At 66.3% G+C, this 21824-nt stretch carries 19 protein-coding genes; 16 read left to right on the top strand and 3 right to left on the bottom strand.

Annotated elements, in window-relative coordinates; translation table 11 throughout:
- Positions 1-253 precede the first annotated feature (253 nt).
- The 14 genes from AC3A6Y_RS04855 (at position 254) to hutG (ending at position 16410) form a co-directional block, all read left to right on the top strand.
- A complete protein-coding gene (locus tag AC3A6Y_RS04855) occupies positions 254-2404 on the top strand; it encodes a hypothetical protein (RefSeq protein ID WP_487867092.1) in 2151 nt (716 codons plus the stop codon).
- A 256-nt stretch (positions 2405-2660) separates the two neighbouring features.
- A complete protein-coding gene (locus tag AC3A6Y_RS04860; RefSeq protein ID WP_487867093.1) occupies positions 2661-3626 on the top strand; it encodes an ABC transporter substrate-binding protein in 966 nt (321 codons plus the stop codon).
- A gap of 79 nt (positions 3627-3705) precedes the next feature.
- Positions 3706-4515 carry an ABC transporter permease gene (locus AC3A6Y_RS04865; RefSeq protein WP_487867794.1) on the top strand — a complete coding sequence of 270 codons (810 nt, stop codon included), beginning with the start codon at positions 3706-3708 and terminating at the stop codon, positions 4513-4515.
- Entirely contained in the window at positions 4515-5297 is a 783-nt protein-coding gene (locus AC3A6Y_RS04870; protein WP_487867094.1) for an ABC transporter ATP-binding protein, read from the top strand. Before AC3A6Y_RS04865 ends, AC3A6Y_RS04870 begins: the two co-directional genes overlap by 1 nt.
- 12 nt (positions 5298-5309) lie before the next feature.
- Entirely contained in the window at positions 5310-6095 is a 786-nt protein-coding gene (gene hutC / locus AC3A6Y_RS04875) for a histidine utilization transcriptional repressor HutC (protein ID WP_487867795.1), read from the top strand.
- A gap of 63 nt (positions 6096-6158) precedes the next feature.
- A complete protein-coding gene (gene hutH / locus AC3A6Y_RS04880; RefSeq protein ID WP_487867095.1) occupies positions 6159-7793 on the top strand; it encodes a histidine ammonia-lyase in 1635 nt (544 codons plus the stop codon).
- A gap of 31 nt (positions 7794-7824) precedes the next feature.
- The gene (gene hutU / locus AC3A6Y_RS04885; RefSeq protein WP_487867096.1) at positions 7825-9546 is read left to right on the top strand and encodes a urocanate hydratase; all 1722 of its coding nucleotides are present in this window, start codon (positions 7825-7827) and stop codon (positions 9544-9546) included.
- Between the two features lie 10 nt (positions 9547-9556).
- A complete protein-coding gene (locus tag AC3A6Y_RS04890; protein WP_487867097.1) occupies positions 9557-10558 on the top strand; it encodes an ornithine cyclodeaminase family protein in 1002 nt (333 codons plus the stop codon).
- Positions 10559-10562: 4 nt separating this feature from the next.
- A complete protein-coding gene (locus AC3A6Y_RS04895) occupies positions 10563-11369 on the top strand; it encodes a phosphate/phosphite/phosphonate ABC transporter substrate-binding protein (RefSeq protein WP_487867098.1) in 807 nt (268 codons plus the stop codon).
- Positions 11369-12331: a tripartite tricarboxylate transporter substrate binding protein gene (locus tag AC3A6Y_RS04900; protein ID WP_487867099.1), complete on the top strand. Its 963-nt coding sequence runs from the start codon at positions 11369-11371 to the stop codon at positions 12329-12331. The genes AC3A6Y_RS04895 and AC3A6Y_RS04900 overlap by 1 nt, the downstream gene beginning before the upstream one ends.
- Positions 12328-12930, top strand: a complete 603-nt coding sequence (locus tag AC3A6Y_RS04905) for a HutD/Ves family protein (protein ID WP_487867100.1) — start codon at positions 12328-12330, stop codon at positions 12928-12930. Before AC3A6Y_RS04900 ends, AC3A6Y_RS04905 begins: the two co-directional genes overlap by 4 nt.
- The gene (gene hutI, locus AC3A6Y_RS04910; protein WP_487867101.1) at positions 12927-14207 is read left to right on the top strand and encodes an imidazolonepropionase; all 1281 of its coding nucleotides are present in this window, start codon (positions 12927-12929) and stop codon (positions 14205-14207) included. Before AC3A6Y_RS04905 ends, hutI begins: the two co-directional genes overlap by 4 nt.
- A complete protein-coding gene (locus AC3A6Y_RS04915) occupies positions 14204-15598 on the top strand; it encodes a formimidoylglutamate deiminase (protein WP_487867102.1) in 1395 nt (464 codons plus the stop codon). Before hutI ends, AC3A6Y_RS04915 begins: the two co-directional genes overlap by 4 nt.
- Positions 15595-16410, top strand: a complete 816-nt coding sequence (hutG, locus tag AC3A6Y_RS04920) for an N-formylglutamate deformylase (RefSeq protein WP_487867103.1) — start codon at positions 15595-15597, stop codon at positions 16408-16410. The genes AC3A6Y_RS04915 and hutG overlap by 4 nt, the downstream gene beginning before the upstream one ends.
- Before the next feature lie 214 nt (positions 16411-16624).
- Here the strand turns inward: hutG and AC3A6Y_RS04925 are convergent, their stop codons facing one another.
- From AC3A6Y_RS04925 to AC3A6Y_RS04935, 3 genes are all read right to left on the bottom strand, one after another.
- A complete protein-coding gene (locus AC3A6Y_RS04925; protein ID WP_487867104.1) occupies positions 16625-17977 on the bottom strand; it encodes a hypothetical protein in 1353 nt (450 codons plus the stop codon).
- A 231-nt stretch (positions 17978-18208) separates the two neighbouring features.
- Positions 18209-18994: a hypothetical protein gene (locus AC3A6Y_RS04930; RefSeq protein WP_487867105.1), complete on the bottom strand. Its 786-nt coding sequence runs from the start codon at positions 18992-18994 to the stop codon at positions 18209-18211.
- 66 nt (positions 18995-19060) lie between these two features.
- A complete protein-coding gene (locus AC3A6Y_RS04935; RefSeq protein ID WP_487867106.1) occupies positions 19061-19504 on the bottom strand; it encodes a CesT family type III secretion system chaperone in 444 nt (147 codons plus the stop codon).
- A 146-nt stretch (positions 19505-19650) separates the two neighbouring features.
- Between AC3A6Y_RS04935 and AC3A6Y_RS04940 the strand changes: the two genes are divergently transcribed.
- Both AC3A6Y_RS04940 and AC3A6Y_RS04945 read left to right on the top strand, forming a co-directional pair.
- Positions 19651-20703, top strand: a complete 1053-nt coding sequence (locus AC3A6Y_RS04940) for a homocysteine S-methyltransferase family protein (protein WP_487867107.1) — start codon at positions 19651-19653, stop codon at positions 20701-20703.
- A gap of 154 nt (positions 20704-20857) precedes the next feature.
- Entirely contained in the window at positions 20858-21730 is an 873-nt protein-coding gene (locus tag AC3A6Y_RS04945; protein WP_487867108.1) for an SH3 domain-containing protein, read from the top strand.
- Positions 21731-21824 lie beyond the last annotated feature (94 nt).

A 21824-nucleotide genomic window follows, 5' to 3' on the forward strand; every position in this document is an offset into this window, starting at 1 on the left:
GCATGCGAGCCTGCCACCACGCAATAAGGAAGTCATGTCGGCAATAGCAACCCACAAGAAAGCAATTGCGCCTGTTTCGCCGCACCCCGCAAAGCCCGCAAGCGCCCGATGCGAGAACTGGCCGGAGCGGAGCAAGATCAAGCTTGCGGATTGCGTGGCTGCTCATGCTTGGAAAAGCGCCACGGTGCCGAACGCCAGGAAGGCACCAACTCGGGCAGGAGCTCCTCCGGCAGGGTCCCACGATGATGCATCGATGCACTCTACCGAGGCCATCCCGCGCGAAGCGATGACGAACGCGGCAAGCGCGAACGAGGAAACGAATGCCAGGAAGAGCGACACCTTCGGCATCGATGCCAAACGATTGAACTCGGACCTGGTGGCCGGCAAGAAGCGCTTTCTCAATTACTACGAACAGGCCAAGAAGCGCGAGCACGCAGTCCAGCATCGCAAGCACTACCAGACTGCCGAGGTGTCGTTCGTGCGGGACGACGGCCGCATCGACAAGGAAGAACGCTTTGTCCGTGTCGAGAAAGCCCGCGCACAGCACACACAGGAACGCAACGAGAAGAATGGCGAGCGCGTCAAGCGCGCGTTCAACCACCTGAGCGGTTGGCTTCGCGAGATCGCTGATAGACCTCGCAAGACCGGCAGCCACTACGGCAGGAGGAAAGGCCGCGGGTCTCTGGTGGCGCCGGCAACGCTGATGCCGGTCGAGCAGTTGGGAGTCGCCGTTGGGTCCGGAAAGTTGATCACAGGCGCTGTCCGCAGCGGCGCGATGAGCGAGCAGCCTGGGCTTCTGCCGTCCCTCTCTCCGGCCAGCGATGCACTGGCGGTGGCGGGTATGCCAAGCGTCATTGGCGACGCAATGGAGGCGGCCGACCTCGCGCTGGGCGTGTCGAGCACCAAGGCGCAAGCCAAGGCCGACTTTCTGCACCACCGCGAGGATGCGTTGCGGTTTCGACGGTTTCTTGGCAGGGCGACCATGGCCGAGGCGGAGGCTTACCTGGCCTTCGACACGGCGGCTGCCAGCTTGATCGCCCCCACGGTGGAACAGCAGCGTGCCGATGCAGTCATCCGCGATATCGCCATCAAGGGTCTGGGCATCCAGCCGGTGTCGAGTGGCGTTGCGCTCGGTGCCCAGGTCACGGGCTACGCGATGCCTGTTTCTGCTGCAGCGGTGAGCGTCGTTGCGGGTCCGCTGGCCGTGGCGGGCGGGGCCGTCGATCTGCATCAGGCCCGGCAGGAATACCTGCGCCGAGGAGCCCAGGCTGCGACCGCGTGGAACCGCAAGCAAGTCATGGCGTCGGTGTTGAATGAGTTCGGGGAGCAAGCGCTCGATGAGCGGCCCGGGGCTGGTGTTCTCGCCGGCGCCATGGCCAGCCTTGATGGACAGCAGGATCGATTGATCTGGCAGGCCAAACGCGAAAAGGGTTTTGCCAAGATCCGGGCTGCCCGGGCCGGCGCCGCCATCGGCGGCGGCATATCCGGCACTGTGTTGGCCGGGGTGGTGCTGGGAGGCGTGGTGACCGCGGCGGTGGCGACCCCGGCTGGTGTCGTGCTGGCCGCGCCGCTGCTCGCGGGCAGCGCTGCGCTCGCGGTGCGCAGCGTTCGCCAGCATCGGGCAGAGCACACATCCAAATGGCGCCAACGCGCTGCGGCCACCGCCATCCAGGGGCTGACGCGCCGCGAGCTGGAAGACAAGCTATCCAAGCCCGCGGGCGACAAGGCTGCCCAATTGACGGTGAGCCTTGCGGAGGGCCAGTATCTGGAAGGCGAAGACCGCTTCGCCGGCAAACGCACCATCACCTTCGACGTCCGCGAGAACGAGTACGTGGGGCTGCACATCTTCGCACTGCAGATCCGGGACCTGATCCGCCACCGCGGCGAAAAGGCCGCGGAGCCGTGGATCGAGACCTTGAAGGGCCTGGGCGTCGATTCGGTCCGGCTGCTGGCCATCTGCAAGGTCGCCTCCGCCAGGCCCGTGCACCAGCAGCTCGACTTCATCAAATCGCAGCTCGCGCCTGCGCTGGGCATGAAGTACCGGATGACCGGCTCCCAGGCTCTGCCGCATCCTTCGGTGTTCCTCGGTCGTTTCCAGAGCGCGCTGCGCGACGCGGGCGTCGAGAAGAAGCCGCTGCCGACGACCAGCGAATACGGCCGCGTTCGTGAAGCGCTGGTCAAGCAATTTGGCGATGAAGAAGAAGGAATGGCCGCCTTCAAGGCCTCCATCGGCGAGTTCCTGCGCAAGACGGAAAAGCTTCCGGCGTCGCCGCTGCGCTCTCATCTGCAAGCCTTCCTCGCCCTGGATGGATTGCTTGCGTCCGGTACGCCTTTGCCCGAGCTCGATCCGGATGTGGCGACCAAGTTGTCGCGGGCGCCGTATCTGCACCTCCTTCACCCGTAGCCGCTGCGCGGCCATGCGCATGGCGAGGCGCCCTCTCGCGGCACGCGCCTTGCTTTCCGTGAAAAGCCCGCGTCCGCGCGGGCTGCCCGACGAACCCTGATGCACCGGAGCCGAGCGCGGCAAGCCCCAGGAACATTTCATTCTGGGGTTTGCCTGTATATACAGGTGCATCGCAGGTGGGCAACATATGCCTGAATGCCGCGTGTGTCACGTATGGCGAGACAGGCTTTTTTCGAACGCAACAGGAGTACCCCAGATGGTCAAGACCCTCGCCAAAACCGCCTCGCTGCTCGCGGCAGGCCTCTGCGCCGCAGGCATGGCGGCAACCGCCCACGCCCAGGAAAGCAAGCTCACCCTCGGCATGTCCGGCTGGACCGGCTTCGCACCGCTTTCCCTGGCCGACAAGGCCGGCATCTTCAAGAAGAACGGGCTCGACGTGGAGATCAAGATGATCCCGCAGAAGGACCGCCATCTCGCCCTGGCCTCGGGCGCCATCCAGTGCGCGGCCACCACGGTCGAGACGCACGTGGCCTGGAACGCCAACGGCGTGCCGATCGTGCAGATCTTCCAGATGGACAAGTCCTACGGCGCCGACGGCATCGCGGTGCGCAACGACATCAAGTCCTTCGCCGACCTCAAGGGCAAGACCATCGGCGTCAGTGCTCCCGGCACCGCGCCATTCTTCGGCCTGGCCTGGATGCTGAGCAAGAACGGCATGTCGCTGAAGGACGTGAAGACCGTTTCGCTCGAGCCCCAGCCCGCCGCCCAGGCCTTCGTCGCCGGCCAGAACGATGCGGCCATGACCTACGAGCCCTATCTCTCCACCGTGCGCGCCAACCCGCAGGCCGGCAAGATCCTCGCCACCACGCTCGACTACCCGATGGTGATGGACACCGTCGGCTGCGCGCCCACCTGGCTCAAGGCCAACGCCAAGGCCGCGCAAGCCCTGACCAACTCGTACTTCGAGGCGCTGGAGATGATCAAGAGCGACCCCACCAAGGCCAACGAACTGATGGGCTCGGCCGTCAAGCAGAGCGGCGAGCAGTTCGCCAAGTCCGCGGCCTACCTGCGCTGGCAGGACAAGGCGGCCAACCAGAAGTTCTTCGCGGGCGAGCTCACCCAGTTCATGAAGGAGTCGGTGCCGATCCTGCTGGAGGCCGGCGTGATCCGCAAGGCGCCCGAGGATCTCTCGGCGACCTTCGACGCGAGCTTCATCAAGTAAGGCCTACGAACCTGCCCGGGCCCCTGCCATGCAAGCGACCACCGCCGTCCCAACCGCTGCGCCTGCAGCACCCGCCGCCATGCCGGCCGCCGCAGCGCCCCGCCGGCGCCGCCGCATGGCGCCGCTCGAACCCGTCAGCCCGCGCGCGCGCTGGATGCTGGGCCTGGGCTTCTTCGTCGTCTTCTTCGCGATCTGGGCCGCGTTCACGCTGGGCGGCTTCGTGCCGCCCACCTTCCTGGCGAGCCCGGTGACGATGGTGAAGGAGGGCTACGGCCTCTTCACCGAATTCAACTTCATCCACGACATCGGCATGACGGTGTGGCGCGTGGTCGGCGGCTTCGTGCTGGCGGCTGTCGTCGCCGTGCCGCTGGGCATCGCGATGGGCGCCTACAAGCCCATCGAGGCCTTCTTCGAGCCCTTCGTTTCCTTCTGCCGCTATCTGCCGGCCTCGGCCTTCATCCCATTGCTGATCCTTTGGGCCGGCATCGGCGAGGCGCAAAAGCTGCTGGTCATCTTCATCGGCTCGGTATTCCAGATCACGCTGATGGTCGCCGTCACCGTGGGCGGCGCGCGGCGCGACCTGGTGGAGGCGGCCTACACGCTGGGCGCCGACAGCCGCGGCATCGTCGCGCGCGTGCTGATCCCCGGCGCGGCTCCAGGCATCGCCGAAACCTTGCGCCTGGTGCTGGGCTGGGCCTGGACCTACGTCATCGTGGCCGAGCTGATCGGCTCTTCGTCGGGCATCGGCCACATGATCACCGACAGCCAGGCGCTGCTCAACACCGGCCAGATCATCTTCGGGATCATCGTCATCGGCGTGATCGGGCTGGTCTCGGACTTCGCCTTCAAGTTCCTCAACCGCCGTCTGTTCGCGTGGAGTGCCCTGTGATGCAAAGCCAGCTCTCGATCCGCAGCGTCTCACGCACCTTCACCGGCAATCGCGGCCAGCGCACGCAAGCGCTCTTGCCCATCGACTTCGAGGTGCGCGAGAACGACTTCGTCACCATCCTCGGCCCCTCCGGCTGCGGCAAGTCCACGCTGCTGCGCATCGTCGCGGGCCTGGACGACCCGAGCGAAGGCCGCGTGCTGCTCGACGGCCAACCCATCGAAGGGCCGGGCGCCGACCGCGGCATGGTGTTCCAGAGCTACACGCTCTTTCCCTGGCTCACCATCGCGCAGAACATCCGCTTCGGCCTGCGCGAGCGCGGCATGGGCGAAGCCCAGCAGAAGGAGCGCAGCGACTACTTCATCGCCAAGGTCGGCCTGCGCGGCTTCGAGAACCACTACCCCAAGCAGCTCTCGGGCGGCATGCAGCAGCGCACGGCGATCGCGCGGGCGCTCGCCAACGACCCCAAGATCCTGCTGCTCGACGAGCCCTTCGGCGCCCTCGACAACCAGACCCGCGTGCTGATGCAGGAACTGCTGCTGGGCATCTGGGAATCGGCGCAGAAGACCGTGCTCTTCGTCACGCACGACATCGACGAAGCCATCTTCATGGCCAACCGCGTGGCGGTGTTCAGTGCGCGGCCCGGCCGCATCAAGAGCGAGATCGCGGTCGACTTCCCGCATCCGCGGCACTACACCATCAAGACCTCGCCGGAGTTCATGGACATCAAGGCGCGCCTCACCGAGGAGATCCGCGCCGAGTCCATGGCCGCGGCCGAACACTGACGAATGAAGACCATGAGCACCGGCGCCAAGCACCGCAGCAGCAAGCCCGCGCACCGGACGGCGGCACCGGCGCAGCCTGCGCTGGCGCTCTATGAGCAGGTCAAGTCCTTCATCACCCACAAGATCCAGGACGGCTCCTGGCCCGCCGGCCATCGCCTGCCTTCCGAGAGCGAGCTGGTCGCGCAGTTCGGCGTCGCGCGCATGACGGTCAATCGCGCGCTGCGCGAGCTCGTGGAACAGGGCCGCATCGTGCGCGTGGCGGGCGTCGGCAGCTTCGTGGCCGAAGACAAACCGCAATCCACGCTGCTGCAGATCGCCAACATCGCGAGCGAGATCCGCGCCCGCGGCCACGACTACCGCTGCAAGTTCCTGGTGGCCGAGCGCATCGCCGCCTCGCCCGACGTGGCCGTGTGGCTGGACCTGCGGCCCGGCGAGTCGGTCTTTCACACCGTGTGCCTGCACCTGGAGAACAACCTGCCCGTGCAGCTGGAAGACCGCCACGTCAACCCGCGCATGGTGCCGGCTTTCCTCGAGCAGGACTTCTCGGCCATGTCGCCCAGCGAGTACCTGGTGCGCAACGTGCCCTTCGACCAGATCGAGCACGTGGTCGACGCCGTGCTGCCCACGCTCGAGCAGGCCGAGCGCCTGGACATGCCCTCCAACGATCCGTGCCTGCTGCTGACGCGCCGCACCTGGTCGCGCAGCACCCCCGTGACGATGGTGCGCTGCCTGCATCCGGCGTCGCGCTACCGCCTGGGCAGCCGCTTCCGCGCGGACGGAAATCCGAGCTTCGGCTGAACGAAGTCCGCCCCGACCAGACCGCCGTTCGCACGCACCTACTTGTATAGACAGGATTCACGCATGGACAATGCCTCCCTCTCCACCGCACCGCTGCTGCTCACGCCCGGCGAAGTCGAGCTCGCCGCGCTGCGCCGCGTGCATGCCGGCGGTGTGCAGCTCGCCCTCGACCCTGCAGCGCGCGCGGGCCTGCTCGCGGCCCAGGCGACCGTGCGCCGGATCGTCGATGCCGGCGAGGTCGTCTACGGCATCAACACCGGCTTCGGCAAGCTCGCTCAGACCATCATTCCGCACGAGCGCCTGGCCGAGCTGCAGCGCAACCTCGTGCTCTCGCACAGCGCCGGCACCGGCGCGCCGCTGCCGGACGGCGTGGTGCGCCTGGTGCTCGCCACCAAGGCCGTGAGCCTGGCGCGCGGGCATTCCGGCATTGCGCCGGAGATCGTCGATGCGCTGATTGCGCTGCACAACGCCGGCCTCCTGCCGCTGATCCCGTCCAAAGGCTCGGTCGGCGCCTCCGGCGATCTCGCGCCGCTCGCGCACCTGGCCTGCGTGCTGATCGGCGAGGGCGAGGTCACCACGCCCGAGGGCGCGGTGATCGGCGGCGCGGAGGCGCTTTCGCGCATCGGCCTCCAGCCCTTCGTGCTCGGCCCCAAGGAAGGCCTGGCCCTGCTCAACGGCACGCAGGTCTCGACAGCGCTGGCGCTGGCGGGCCTCTTCGGTGCCGAGGATGTGTTCGCGGCCGGCCTCATGGCGGGCGCGCTCTCGCTCGAGGCGATCCAGGGTTCGATCAAGCCCTTCGACGCCCGCATCCACGCCGCGCGCGGCCAGCCGGGCCAGATCGCCGTTGCCGCCGCGGTGCGCACGCTGCTCGAAGGCAGCGAGATCATCCCTTCGCATGCCGACTGCGGGCGCGTGCAGGACCCGTACTCCGTGCGCTGCGTGCCGCAGGTCATGGGCGCCTGCCTCGACAACCTCGCGCATGCCGCTCGCGTGCTGCGCACCGAGGCCAACGCGGCCTCCGACAACCCGCTGGTCTTCGACAACGGCGACGTCATCTCCGGCGGCAACTTCCACGCCGAGCCCGTGGCCTTCGCAGCCGACATCATCGCGCTGGCCGTGGCCGAGATCGGTGCCATCAGCGAGCGCCGCATGGCCTTGCTGCTCGACAGCGGCCTCTCGGGCCTGCCGCCCTTCCTGGTGCGCGATGGCGGCGTCAACTCCGGCTTCATGATCGCGCAGGTCACGGCCGCGTCGCTCGCCTCGGAGAACAAGTCGCTCGCCCATCCGGCCAGCGTGGACAGCTTGCCCACTTCGGCCAACCAGGAAGACCATGTGTCGATGGCCACCTTCGCGGCACGGCGCCTCGCCGAGATGGTGGAGAACACCGCAGTGGTCGTCGGCATCGAGGCGATGGGTGCAGCGCAAGGCATCGAGCTGAAACGCGGGAGTACGGCCCCCACGCTCGGCACTGACGTGTCCTCGCTGCCCCCCGAGGGGGCGCAGCCCGCCTTGGGGCGGCCCGGCGGCGGGCTAAAAAGTTCGCCCCTGCTCGAAGCCGAATTCGCCGCCATCCGCCGGCGCGTCGCCTTCATCGACCAGGACCATTTCATCGCCCCCGACATCGAGGCCATGCGCCAATGGGCGCGCCGCAGCGATTGGCCTGCCGCCCTGCTGGACATCCTCCCCAGCCGACCCTGAACCTCGCCCCCCAACGAAAGGACAAGCCGCCATGAACGCTCCAGACAAGTTCGTCGCCCAGACCGCCACCGATCCCCGCCACGACCCGAGCCGCGTGATCCGCGCGCCGCGCGGCAGCCAGCTCAGCTGCAAGAGCTGGCTCACCGAGGCTCCCTTCCGCATGCTGCAGAACAACCTCGACGCCGAGGTGGCCGAGCGCCCGCAGGACCTGGTGGTGTACGGCGGCATCGGCCGCGCGGCGCGCAACTGGGAATGCTTCGACCAGATCCTCGCCTCGCTGAAGACGCTCGAGGACGACGAGACCCTGCTGATCCAGTCCGGCAAGCCCGTCGGCGTGTTCAAGACCCATCCCGACGCTCCGCGCGTGCTGCTCGCCAACTCCAACCTGGTGCCCAAGTGGGCGACCTGGGAGCACTTCAACGAGCTGGACCGAAAGGGACTCTTCATGTACGGCCAGATGACCGCCGGCAGCTGGATCTACATCGGCAGCCAGGGCATCGTGCAGGGCACCTTCGAGACCTTCGTGGAGGCCGGGCGGCAGCACTACGACAACGACCTCGCCGGCAAGTGGTTCCTCACGGCCGGCCTCGGCGGCATGGGCGGCGCACAGCCCCTGGCCGCGACGCTCGCCGGTGCGGTCTCGCTCAACATCGAATGCAAGCAGTCGAGCATCGACTTCCGGCTGCGCACGCGCTATGTGGACAAGCAGGCCAAGGACATCGATGACGCGATCGCGCTCATCCGGCAGCACACGGCGGCGAAGGAGGCCGTGTCGATCGCGCTGCTGGGCAACGCGGCCGAGATCCTGCCCGAGCTGGTGAAGCGCGCCAAGGCCGGCGGCCTGAAGCCCGACCTCGTCACCGACCAGACCTCGGCGCACGACCTGATCAACGGCTACCTGCCTGCGGGCTGGAGCGTCGAGCAATGGGTCGACGCGCAGAAGGACCCGTCGCAGCACGAGCGCCTGAAGGCCGAGGCCGCGAAATCCTGCGCGGTGCACGTGCAGGCCATGCTGGACTTCCAGGCCATGGGCATCCCCACCGTCGATTACGGCAACAACATCCGCCAGGTCGCCTTCGACGAGGGCGTGAAGAACGCCTTCGACTTTCCCGGCTTCGTGCCCGCCTACATCCGCCCGCTCTTCTGCGAGGGCAAGGGCCCGTTCCGCTGGGTCGCGCTCTCCGGCGACCCGGAGGACATCTACAAGACCGACGCCAAGATCAAGGAGCTCTTCCCCGACAACAAGCATACGCACCGCTGGCTGGACATGGCCCGCGAGCGCATCTCCTTCCAGGGCCTGCCGGCGCGCATCTGCTGGCTGGGCCTGGGCGAGCGCCACAAGGCGGGCCTGGCCTTCAACGAGATGGTGAAGTCGGGCGAGCTCAAGGGCCCGATCGTCATCGGCCGCGACCACCTCGACACCGGCTCGGTCGCCAGCCCCAACCGCGAGACCGAAGCCATGAAAGACGGCACCGATGCCGTGTCCGACTGGCCGCTGCTCAACGCGCTGCTCAACACCGCGGGCGGCGCGACCTGGGTCAGCCTGCACCACGGTGGCGGCGTCGGCATGGGCTACTCGCAGCATTCGGGCGTGGTGATCGTGTGCGACGGCACCGACGCCGCCGCCAAGCGCATCGCACGCGTGCTCTGGAACGACCCGGCCACCGGCGTGATGCGCCATGCCGACGCGGGCTACGAGCAGGCGGTCGCGACGGCGAAGCAGCACGCCCTTCAACTCCCCATGATCAAGTGAGGCCGCAAGCATGTCCGAAATCTATCTGCACTACCTGAACCACCTCGACGTCCAGGCGCTCGCGATGACCGACGCCGAGATCGTCGCCGCCGTCGAAGACGGCTTGCTCGCGCAAGGCCGCGGCGAGACCACCATCGAGCCGCGCATGCACCTGGTGCCCGAGAAGGACTACCCGGGCCATTTCAACGTGCTGCGCGGCTACATCCGGCCGCTCGGCGTGGCGGGCGTGAAGGTCGTGGGCGACTTCTACCGCAACTACGAGGTGGGCCTGCCCTCGGAGCTGGCGCTGCTCAACCTCTTCGATCCGAAGACCGGCGTGCCCGTGGCCATCATCGATGCCTCCGACATCACCGACATGCGCACCGGCGCCATCACGGCGATCGGCGCCAAGCACCTGGCGCGCAAGAACTCGAAGATCCTCGGCCACATCGGCGCGCGCGGCACTTCGTACTGGAACGTGCGCCTGCTGCATTCCATCTTTCACTTCGACGAGATCCGCGTGCATTCGCGCCGCCCCGAGAGCCGCGAGAAATTCGCCGCCCGCCTGGAGCGCGACCTGGGCACGAAGATCACCATCACCGAGGACTGGGAGTCCTGCGTGCGCGGCGCCGACATCGTGGTCGAGGCCTCGCGCCTGGAAAAACCCACGCCCATGCTCAAGACCGAATGGATCAAGAAGGGCGCCTGCGTCATTCCCTACGGCACCATGAGCGCGGTCGAGCTTTCGCTGACCGACATCATGGACAAGATGGTGATGGACGACTGGGGCCAGGCCAAGGCCGGTCCGCTGGGCGCGCTGCGCGCCCACGTCGACAGCGGCAAGCTGTCGGAGCAGACGCTGCATGCCGAGCTCGGCCAGATCGTCGCCGGCATCAAGCCCGGTCGCCAGAGCGAGGACGAGACCAACCTGTTCTGGCACCGCGGCCTGTCGCTGTCCGACATCGCGCTCGGCTCGGCCATGCTCGAGAAGGCCAGGCGCATGGGCCTGGGGCAGCAGCTTCGCTTCCGCTGAGGCCATGGCCCCGGTCGCCAACGCGCGCATGTACTCGGCCAACGCCTCGGTGCGGGCCGACTGGAAGACCCTGCTCGCATGGGTGCTCGCGCGCGCGGAGCTCGGCTGGGAGGTGATCGACTACGACCCGCCTGCACCGCTCGCTGCCCTGTGGGCGCGCGACGACCTGGGCCTGGCGATGATGTGCGGGCTGCCCTTCTCGCAGCGCGTGCCGCGGCCCACGCTGGTCGCCGCGCCGGTGCCTTCGCCGGCGCGCTACGGCGGCCTGCCGGTCTACTTCACCGACATCGTCGTGCGCGCCGACGCGCCATACCAGCGACTCGAAGACACCTTCAGCGGCGTGGTGGGCTACACGCTGGCCGATTCGATGTCGGGCGGCGTGGCCTTGGCGAACCACCTCGCGCCTTACCGCGAAGCGCGGGGCCTGCGCCTCTACCGCAAGGCGGTCGGCAACCTGATCCACGCGCGCGGCGTGATCGATGCATTGGCGGCCGGCACCATCGATGTCGGCCCCCTCGACAGCTACTACCACGACCTGTTGCGACACAACGAGCCGGCCTTCGCGCAGCAGGTGCGCATCATCGCCAGCACCGAGGCGCGGCCGATCCCGCCGCTCGTGGCGACGGCCGCATTGAAGCCCGACGAGCTCGCGCGCCTGCGCGAAGCGCTGCAGGCCGGCACGCAGGCCCCGGAGCTGCGCGCCGTGGCGGAACGCTTGTTGCTCGCCGGCTTCGCCGTGCCCGATCCCGCGGACTACGAGGTCCTCGCGCAGATCGCCCGTCCCGACCTTCCCACCTTCGAGGAACTCTGATGATCCAGCGTCGTCTTGCCCTTCTGCTGCCTTTGCTCGCCGCGCCCTTGATCGCGCATGCGCAGCCCTATCCCTCCAAGCCCGTGCGCGTCATCGTGCCCTTCGCACCCGGGGGGCCGGCCGATGTGCTGGCGCGCGTCATCGGGCAGGAGCTCTCCGATGCCCTCGGCCAACCCTTCGTGGTGGAGAACAAGGTGGGTGCCGCCGGCAACATCGGCGTCGAGCAGATCGCCAAGGCAATGCCCGATGGCTACACCGTGGGCATCGTGCCCGTGGGCAACGTGGCGGTGAACCCCAGCCTCTTTCCCGCGTTGCCCTACAAGGCCAGCGAGCTGGCGCCCATCGCCATGCTCGCGACCGTCGAGAACGTGCTGGTGGTCCACGCGGGCGTGCCCGCCAAGTCGCTCAAGGAGCTGCTCGCGCTCGCGAAGCAGAAGCCCGGCACGCTCAGCTTCGCATCGCCCGGCGCGGGCAGCCAGGCGCACCTGGCCGGCGAGCTGATGGCGCTCAGTGCCGAGGTGAAGCTCATTCACGTGCCGTACAAGGGCATCGGCCCCGCGCTCAACGACGTGGTGGGCGGGCAGGTGACGATGATGTTCGGCGCCATGTCGGCGGTGCTGCCGCACGTCAAGTCGGGCAAGCTGCGTGCGCTCGGCGTCGCGAGCATCCAGCGCTCGGCCACCATGCCCGAGCTGCCGACCATTGCCGAGCAGGGGCTGCCGCGCTTCGAAGCCGTGTCCTGGTATGCGCTGATGGGGCCGGCCGGCACGCCTGCGCCCATCATCGATCGGCTCAACGCCGAGATCGCGCGTTCGCTCGCCAAGCCCGCGATCCGGGAGAAGTTCGCGGCCCAGGGGCTGGAGCCCGGTGGCGGCAAGCCGCAGGAGCTCGCCACCGAGATCCAGGCCGAGACCGTGCGCTGGGCCGATGTGATCCGCAAGCAGAACATCAAGCCGGAATGACGGGCCTTCATCGCTTCTCGCGCGCCACGCTGCCCGCGACGCCCTGGAAGAACGGCGGCGGCACGACGCAGGAGATTGCCTGCTGGCCGCCGGGCACGGGCCTGTCCGACTTCGGCTGGCGCGTGAGCATCGCCACCATCGCGGCTGCCGGGCCCTTCTCGGCCTTCGCGGGCGTGGACCGCAGCATCATGCTGCTGGAGGGCGAGGGCGTTCGCCTGCACTCGCGCGATGGGCGCATCGATCATCGGCTCGACGTGCCGCACCGGCCCTTCGCCTTTCCCGGCGTTGCGGAGGTCGACTGCACGCTGCAGGGCGGTGCGTCGAGCGACTTCAATGTGATGACGCGGCGCGGGCAGTGGCGCGCGGAGGTGCAAGTGCTCGACGGCGCAGCCGAGATCGCGCCCGCCTCGCATGGCGTGCTGCTGGCCTTGCGGGGCGACTGGCGCCTGGATGGCGAAGGCCGGGTCTGCCGCGAAGGCGAGGGCCTGTATTGGGCCGAGGCGCCGCACGCGTGGCAGGCCGCGCCGTCGAGCCAGGATGCACGCCTGGCCGTCGTGCGCTTCCTGCCTGCCGACGAGGCCTCGAGACACGAACCATGACAACCCCGAATCAACTTCCTTCCGCCGACGGCCTCTGGACGGGCCTGCGCCTGGCGCCCGGTGCGGCACCCGATGTGTCGCTGCCCGAGGGCGCGCAAGCGGCGATCGCCGTGGAGCAGGGCCGTATCGCCTGGATCGGCGACGGCTGCGCCGTGCCCCAGCGCTTCGCCGATGCGCCGCGCCACGACGGCGCAGGCGCGCTCGTCACGCCCGGCCTGATCGACTGCCACACGCACCTGGTCTACGGCGGCCAGCGTGCCAACGAGTTTGCGATGCGCCTCGCCGGTGCGAGCTACGAGGAAATTGCGAAAGCCGGCGGCGGCATCGTCTCCTCGGTCCGCGCCACGCGCGAGGCGGACGAGGACCAGCTCTTCGCCCAGGCGGCGCCGCGCCTGGAGCAGCTGCTGGCCGATGGCGTGTGCGCGATCGAGATCAAGTCGGGCTACGGCCTCTCGCTCGAACACGAGCGCAAGCAGCTGCGCGTGGCGCGGCGGCTCGGCCGGGCCTATGGCGTCACGGTGCGCACCACCTTCCTCGGCGCCCATGCGCTGCCGCCGGAGTTCGCGGGCCGCAGCGGCGACTACATCGACGCCGTGTGCCGGGAGATGATGCCCGCACTCGCTGCCGAAGGGCTGATCGACGCAGTCGACGTCTTCTGCGAACGCATCGCCTTCTCGCTGGAAGAGACGGAGCGCGTGTTCCAGGCGGCCCGCGCGCTGGGCCTGCCGGTCAAGCTGCATGCCGAGCAGCTGTCCGACATGGGCGGTGCGGCGCTGGCGGCGCGCTACGGTGCGCTGTCGTGCGACCACGTCGAGCACCTCTCCCCCGAGGGCATCGCTGCCATGCGCCAGGCCGGCACGGTGGCCGTGCTGCTGCCGGGTGCCTACTACACGCTGCGCGATACCCACCTGCCGCCCATCGAGGCGCTGCGTGCGGCCGGCGTGCCGATGGCCGTGTCGACCGACCACAACCCCGGCACGTCGCCGGCCCTGAGCCTGCTGCTGATGGTGAACATGGCTTGCACGTTGTTCCGCCTGACGGTGCCCGAGGCGCTGGCTGGGGTCACGGTGCATGCGGCGCGGGCGCTGGGTCTTTCGGACACGCATGGCGTGCTGGGCGTGGGGCGGGCGGCCGACTTCGTGCTGTGGGATGTGCGCGAGGCGGCGGAGCTGGCGTACTGGTTTGGCCACAGGCCTGCGCGCATCGTGGTGCGGCAGGGCCGCGTCGCTTTTCCCTCTCCCTCTGGGAGACGGCAGGATGAGGGCACGCGGCCGTGACCAGCAACACGCTCTTCGCGCAGCATGCGCTGCTGCCGGCAGGCTGGTCGAAGAACGTCCTGCTGACTTGGAACGACGCCGGCCAACTCACGCAGGTGCGGCCCGACGCGCGCCCGCCGGCAGGCACGCCGACCGCAAGCGGCCCCGTCATCCCCGGCATGCCCAACCTGCACTCGCACGCCTTCCAGCGTGCCTTTGCCGGGCTCACCGAATTCCGAGGCAGCGGCGAAGACAGCTTCTGGAGCTGGCGCACCCTGATGTACCGCTTCGCGGCGCAGCTCTCCCCCGCGCAGGTCGAGGCCATCGCCACCTGGCTCTATGTCGAGATGCTCGAAGCCGGCTACACCTCGGTCTGCGAGTTCCACTACCTGCACCACGACCGCGACGGCCGGCCCTATGCGGACGACGCCGAGCTTGCGCTCGCGCTGTTGCGCGCAGCCGACCGTGCCGGCATCGGCCTGACCCTGCTGCCCGTGCTCTACCAGGCGAGCGGCTTTGGCGGCCAGCCGCCCAATGCGGGCCAAGGGCGCTTCGTGCGTTCGACGGAATCGATGCTGCGCCTGCTCGAGCGCCTGCGCCCCGCGTGCGAGTCGCAGGGCGCGCGCCTCGGCCTCGCGCCGCATTCGCTGCGCGCGGTCGCGCCCGACGCCTTGCGCGACGTGCGCGCGGGCTTGGATGCGATCGATGCCAGCGCGCCCATTCACATCCACATCGCCGAGCAGACCGCCGAGGTCGAGGCCTGCCTGGCCTGGAGCGGCCAGCGCCCCGTCGCCTGGCTGCTCGATCATGCGCCCGTCGATGCGCGGTGGTGCCTGGTCCATGCCACGCACATGGATGCGGGTGAATACCGCCGCGCGGCCGCGAGCGGCGCTGTCGCGGGGCTGTGCCCGACCACCGAGGCCAACCTCGGCGACGGACTGTTCGACTTCGGAGCGTGGCGCGCGAGCGGCGGGCGCTGGGGTGTGGGCTCCGACAGCCACGCCTGCGTCAACGCGGCCGAGGAGCTGCTGATGCTCGAATACGGCCAGCGGCTCGCGACCCGGCAGCGCAACATCGGCGCCGATGCCGCGCAGCCCGGCGTTGCGACGGCCATGACGCTTGCGGCAGTGCAGGGCGGGGCGCAGGCGTCAGGCCGCCCCATCTCGGGCCTGGCGGTCGGGCAGCAGGCCGACCTTGTGATGCTCGACCCCGGCCATCCCGCGCTCGCCGGCCTCACCGCGAGCGACATGCTGTCGTCCCATGTCTTCGCCAGTCACCGCACCAACGCGATCGCCTCCGCCTGGGTGGCCGGTCAACGGCGCGTGGGCGGCGGATTGCATCCTCTTCACCACGAAGCCGCGGCGGCCTTCGTCGCCGCGCGCAGCCAACTGCTCACGCATTCACCGTCATGAACTTCTTCGAAACCACCGAGCCGCCCTTCCGCTTCCGCCAGGGCACGCGACCGCTGCTGATCTCCATGCCGCATGTCGGCACCCATGTCCCGCCCGCGCTCGCCGCGCGGCTGACCGAGGAGGCGAGGCAGGTGCCCGACACCGACTGGCACCTGGAGCGCCTCTACGACTTCGCCGACGAACTGGGCGCTTCCGTGCTCGTGGCCACGCATTCGCGCTACGTGATCGACCTGAACCGGCCGCCGGACAACCAGAACCTCTATCCCGGCCAGGACACCACGGGTCTGTGCCCTGTCGACACCTTCGACAAGACGCCGCTCTACGCCGCTGGCGATGTGCCCGGCGAGGCTGAGATTGCCGCGCGCGTGGATGCGATCTGGAGGCCGTATCACCAGAAGCTGGCGGCGGAATTGGAGCGCATGAAGGCGGTGCATGGCACCGTGGCGCTGTGGGATGCGCATTCGATCCGCTCGGTGCTGCCGCGCTTCTTTGAAGGGCGGTTGACGGATCTGAATCTGGGGACGGGGGGCGGGACGAGCTGCGATCCGGCGTTGGCTGACAGGCTGCTCCGGATCGCCTCGTCGGCAGGCGGTTATACGGCGGTGTTGAACGGGCGCTTCAAGGGGGGGCATATCACGCGCACCTATGGGAATCCCGCGGGTGGCGTGCATGCGGTGCAGTTGGAAATGACGCAGGTCAGCTATATGGAGGAGTGCCTGCCGTTTGCGTACCTGTCCGAAACCGCCATCCGCGTGCAGCCGGTGGTGCGGCGGATGGTGGAGGAGGTGTTGGGGTTTGTTGGAAGCCGGTAGGCGCGCCGTTTGCGCTCCGAAATTCCCTATGGCATATCCGAGGATGCACATTTTTGCATCCTCGAATTGCTCAATTTCGATTGCAGAATTGCCACGCGGAAAGCGATAGCTCCTCTCTGGCTTTTAGCTGAGGAGAATGAGGCCACCATTCTTGCATCATCGGCTGCACGAGATCACGATTGATATTCTCGCAATCGCCAGTTGTTGCAGGGCTTTACAACTGAACCTTGAAGTCAAGATCGGAGAGACAGGTCGCGATAGCTCGTCGAATTGGAAAAAGTTGAGCCTCTATGAGCGAACGATCTCTTGTTACATTGACGGCACTGTAGAGATTCCCGAAATTAGATCTTATTGTTTCATATTGACCAGAGGTTAAATAAGGTTTAAATGCATCGAGTAAGCTGGCCAAATAGTCATGCCTTTTATTGTGCGGAAGATTTTTTAACACTCGCGCGTAGGCCCCAGTTTCCGGTAAATCCGACTCGATGATAATTTTTCCCCCGGCAGCGCAGAACAGCATATTCAGCACTCGCACTGTTGGCATGGGAGACTCCGGGGTTAAAGTTTCCGCAATTGAGTCTTTGATCTCGTCCGCCAATTTTTTGACGCCCGGTAGTGCGACTGTACTTAGTTCGGACCATCGCTCACTCGGCTTATATTGCTTTGCTATGTCTCGTCGCTTGGATGCCTTTTCCCTGCGCAGACTAATTGCTATGTCTTCGTAAACATTAGATCGGGCTTCGTCAAGATCGGCTTCAAGCTTATTCAAATCATTTAATGTCGGAAGAATATCTTCCGGCGTCGGGAGAGTTTCTTCCTCTAGTGGAATCAAAGAAGCCTGGAGTGTTACGGATGGAAGGTTCAACTCAGGAAGAGTTTCTACGTCGTCTGCGAGCTTGTTCAATTCGCATATCAAATCGGCAGTCTCTTCATCATTTGGCTTCAGCACCTCTTCTTTCGATAAGTCTTGAGCATCTAGAAGCTGCAACCAATCAGGTTGCAGCGGTGTCGGATCGTTACTGTCCGGAAATTCCTCGGCGCGCTCTAGGAATTCATCTGTCTCGCTGGGAAAATGCTGCTTCGATTGCACTTGATCGGTTGGCTTCTTCGAAGGAGCTTTGTGTAGACCCACCCGGCGCCGCGGCGTCGTATTTACAAGGCTTGTCGACGAGCTTTTCTCTCTTCTCGGAATAAAGCTCATTAGGGATGGCGTTTGCTTCACGTCTGCGTCTGAATTGATCTTAAATGCATCTTCTAAGGGGCGAGGCGCCATCCTGGGGATTTCGACATCAGCTTCGCTAGAGGAGGATCGCAGTGCAATTTCCTCATCAAGGATGGCAAGACGCTGAATGTCAGCTTTAGGCGAATCGGGCGATTGAATCATTACTTGCGAATTCGGAAGCACCGGTCTTTTCCGTGTGGTAGTGGGCTTCGAGATAACAGTTGTCAGCGGCTCTTGGGCTTTCTCTTTTTTGCTGGGTTTTTTCAATAAATCGCTAGAAAATGGACTACTTTTAATCCGAAAGATGCTCTTGCGCGAGTCGGTTGATCCGGATGGGTTGCTCATGGATAAACTTCTCGAGATATTTCAATAATTGAATGGGAAAGCAGGGCAGTGCCTGTTTCTAAGGCGTGGTGAGTAGAGGCAATGCTATATCGCGGTGTTGAGCGTGTCGTTTAAAGGGGCATGCAGTGCTGGTGGAAACGATGGAGGCCAGCTAAACGGAGGAGCAGCTCCCCTTTTGCGTACCGGCCTGAAGCCGGCCTCCGTATGAAGTAGGTGGTAGGGCGCTCATGTTTAGTTTTTTTCCTTCTTTTCGCTAAGGCCATACTCAGTGGAGTTTCGATCAGTTGTTTCAGTACCTTTTTCGAGGATCGATTCGAAGGTGGTAGACAAACCGGATCCAATCTTGGTTGGCGAAAGATCAATCTGTTCTGTCGTGGCTGGCCGGGAGTTGGTTTTTGCCCGAAGAAGCTGGGGACGAGATTGAGGACCAAGGCTTTTTCGCGGACTTGAAAGAGTTTGAGCCGATAAATTTGCGGTTTCTTTAGTCTGTTCTGTCGTGGTCGGCGGAGGAGAATTACTCAGGTCTTTTTCCAAATCCGTTAGAAACCTCTCATAAGGAGTAAGCGGTGGTGGCCGCTGAGGCGGCGCCGACTCCCGTATCGACAATCGCTTGTTTTGTTTGTTCAATTGAGGTCGATCTCTCGTTGGGCGGTTTGCTAAACGGTCGGTCGGGCTGTCCTCGCTCTTGCAGGGAGAAACTTTGGGGGTTGAATTATTGAGTTCAGAACTGCTGCTGACGAGCGCTGGCTCAGGCGATACATCTTGGTGGCGAATTTGCGGTTGTGTCCTGGTCGAAGGCGAAGAACTCTCAACAGCTGTCCTCGCATCTAATTTCTCATTCGATTCCCGGCTTGTGGGACTTTTATCCGGCTCCAGCCGGGGGGTCGATCTAGGCGAGCCTGAATCTCTTCTGAAAACGAGGGTCGGCAACTCTGTTGTTTTCGGCATGTCTGAAAGCTGCTTTGTATCGTTCGTAGAAATATTGGATTTAACGGGGAGGGGCGGAAGTTTTCTCAAGCTACTCATTGGATTAAATTTTTTGTTGCTATATTGAAGCAGTGGGGAAACCCAGACAGCAAAAGATCAAGCGAGCACGCTCGTCAGCATGGCACGGTGGGGATCGGAGGCGCGAATGCTGGCGACGTCTCGCGCCGTTCGGGTTTCCTCGAGATGAAAGCGGACCATTTCCGCCACGAATTCGCCATCGAGTGCCTCGGCGTCCCGAAGCTCTCCACAAAAAATCGCGCGCGACGAGCCGGCGTCGAAGGCATAGGCACCGCGCAGTGTTCCGTGCGCTCGGAGGTTGAGCTGCAGCAGTTGCTCGCAAGCCTCGGCCCGTTCATGCGGGCTGGTCTCGCCCAAGTCAATATAGAAGTAAAGCGCGTTGGTGTCTTCCGCGTCGTCGAAGTCCATCAGGATTTCGATCTCGTCTACCGAGAACGAGTAGCGCCCGTCCTGCTTCGATGGGTCCACACGCAAGGCGCGGGCGGCGGCTTCGCAGATGCCGTTGAATTGAATTTGGTTCATGGTGGAGTTCCTGATTGCGCCCTTGTCCTTGTCCAAAGCGGACTCAGCAGCGCGCCTAAATGCGTAACCCCTGGCGGCCGATTGGTTCCATGCGGTGCAAGGCCAAGGCTCCAAAAGGGATGTCGAGCCTTTCCTACAATCCCCCCATGAAGCCCCTCGCCTACACGCGCGCCCAGCAGCTCCCCGCCATCCTCGCCACCCGCATCGCCATCCTCGACGGCGCCATGGGAACGATGATCCAGCGCTTCAAGCTCACCGAAGCCCAGTACCGCGGCGAGCGCTTCAAGGACTTTCCGCGCGACGTCAAGGGCAACAACGAGCTCCTCTCGCTCACCCGCCCCGATGTGATCCGGGACATTCACGAGGGCTACCTGGCCGCCGGCGCCGACCTGATCGAGACCAATACCTTCGGCGCCACCCGCATCGCGCAGGAGGACTACAAGATGGCCGATCTCGCGCGCGAGATGAACCTCGAATCGGCCCGCATCGCCCGCGCCGCCTGCGACAAGTTCTCCACGCCCGACAAACCGCGCTTCGTGGCCGGCGCGCTCGGCCCGACGCCCAAGACCGCCAGCATCAGCCCCGACGTGAACGACCCCGGCGCTCGCAACGTGAGCTTCGAGGAACTGCGCGCGTCCTACTACGAGCAGGTCGAAGCCTTGGTCGAAGGCGGCGCCGACGTGCTGCTGGTCGAGACGATCTTCGACACACTCAACGCCAAGGCCGCGCTGTTCGCGGTCGACGAGTACTTCGAGGCGAGCGGCGAGCGGCTGCCGCTGATCATCAGCGGCACGGTGACCGATGCCTCCGGCCGCATCCTCAGCGGGCAGACGGTCACCGCCTTCTGGCACAGCGTGCGCCACGCGCGGCCGCTGGCCATCGGGCTCAACTGCGCGCTGGGCGCGGCGCTGATGCGGCCTTACATCCAGGAACTGGCGCGCGTGGCCGACGACACCTTCATCAGCTGCTACCCCAATGCCGGCCTGCCCAATCCGATGAGCGAAACCGGGTTCGACGAGACGCCCGAGGTCACGTCGCGCCTGCTGCACGAGTTCGCCGCCGAAGGCCTGGTCAACATCGTGGGCGGCTGCTGCGGCACCACGCCGGAGCACATCGCGGCGATCGGGCAGGCGGTGTCGCCGCTGGCGGGGCGGACACTGCATCGCGCGGCCTTCTATTCCGAAGCCGAGGTGGCCTGAGGGCGGAAAGCGGCCTGTAAAGGCCGGATGAAGAAGCTCTCCAAGGGTTATGGCGGTGCACCGCCGCTCGACCGGCCCCGTTGGACGGGAAGGCCGTGGCCCGAGGGCAGCGCCTGGGCACGCGGCCTGCCCTGAAGTTCATCAAGGAGGCACCATGAACAACAAGCTCGCACAACGCTGGATCGGCATCGGAACCCTCGCGCTCGCGCTTCCGATTGCCGCGGCGGCCCAGGAGGCCGTCGCGCGCAGCACCGTCAATCTCCGGGCGGGGCCTTCGGGCGACTATCCGGTGGTGGCCCGGCTGGGCCCCGGCCAGCCCTTCGAGGTGCTGGGCTGCATCAGCGGCTACCGCTGGTGCGACGTGGTGCTGCCCGACGGCCTGCGCGGCTGGGTGCATGCAGGCGCCATCGACTACATCTACGACGACCGGCGCCTGCCCCTGGCGAGCTACGGCGCGATCATCGGCGTGCCGATCGTCGGCTTCACGATCGGCAACTACTGGGCCGACCACTACCGCGACCGGCCCTGGTACCGCGAGCCGCGCTGGTGGCATGGTCATCGGCCGCCGCCACCGGTGGCGGGCTGGCGCCCGGTGCCGGCGCCGCGGCCGGACTGGCAGCCCCGCCCCTGGCATGACCGCGACTCGGGCTACCGGCCGCATCCGGGCCGGGGCTACCAGCCCCAGCCGGACCCGGGCTTCCGGCCGCAGCCCGGCTGGCAGCAGCCGCCCGGGCCGCGCCCGCCGCAGGATCACGGGTTCCGGCCGCCGCGGCCCGATCGTGACGTCCGGCCGCCGCAGCCCGGTCCTGACTTCCATCAGCCGCGGGCCATTCCAGGGGTCGTGCCGCCGCAGCCGCACGCGCAGCCGCCGGGCATGCAGCCAGGGGCTCGTCCGCCGCAGATGCACCCGGGGCAGGCGGGCGGTCGGCCACCGGCGCCGGCGCCCGTCATGCCCAGCGCGGACCCGCGGCAACGGCAGATGGAGCGGTTCAACCGGCCGCCGTCGTCGTCCGACGATCGGCCTTAGAGGCACGCAGAAGACAGTCGCCTTGAAAAGGATGCGGCGGTGGATGCGCCCGGCGCCTTCACCCCAGCCCTCTCACAGGGGAAGAGGGCGCAAG

This window comes from Variovorax sp. Soil_C_17 (genome assembly GCF_057657265.1).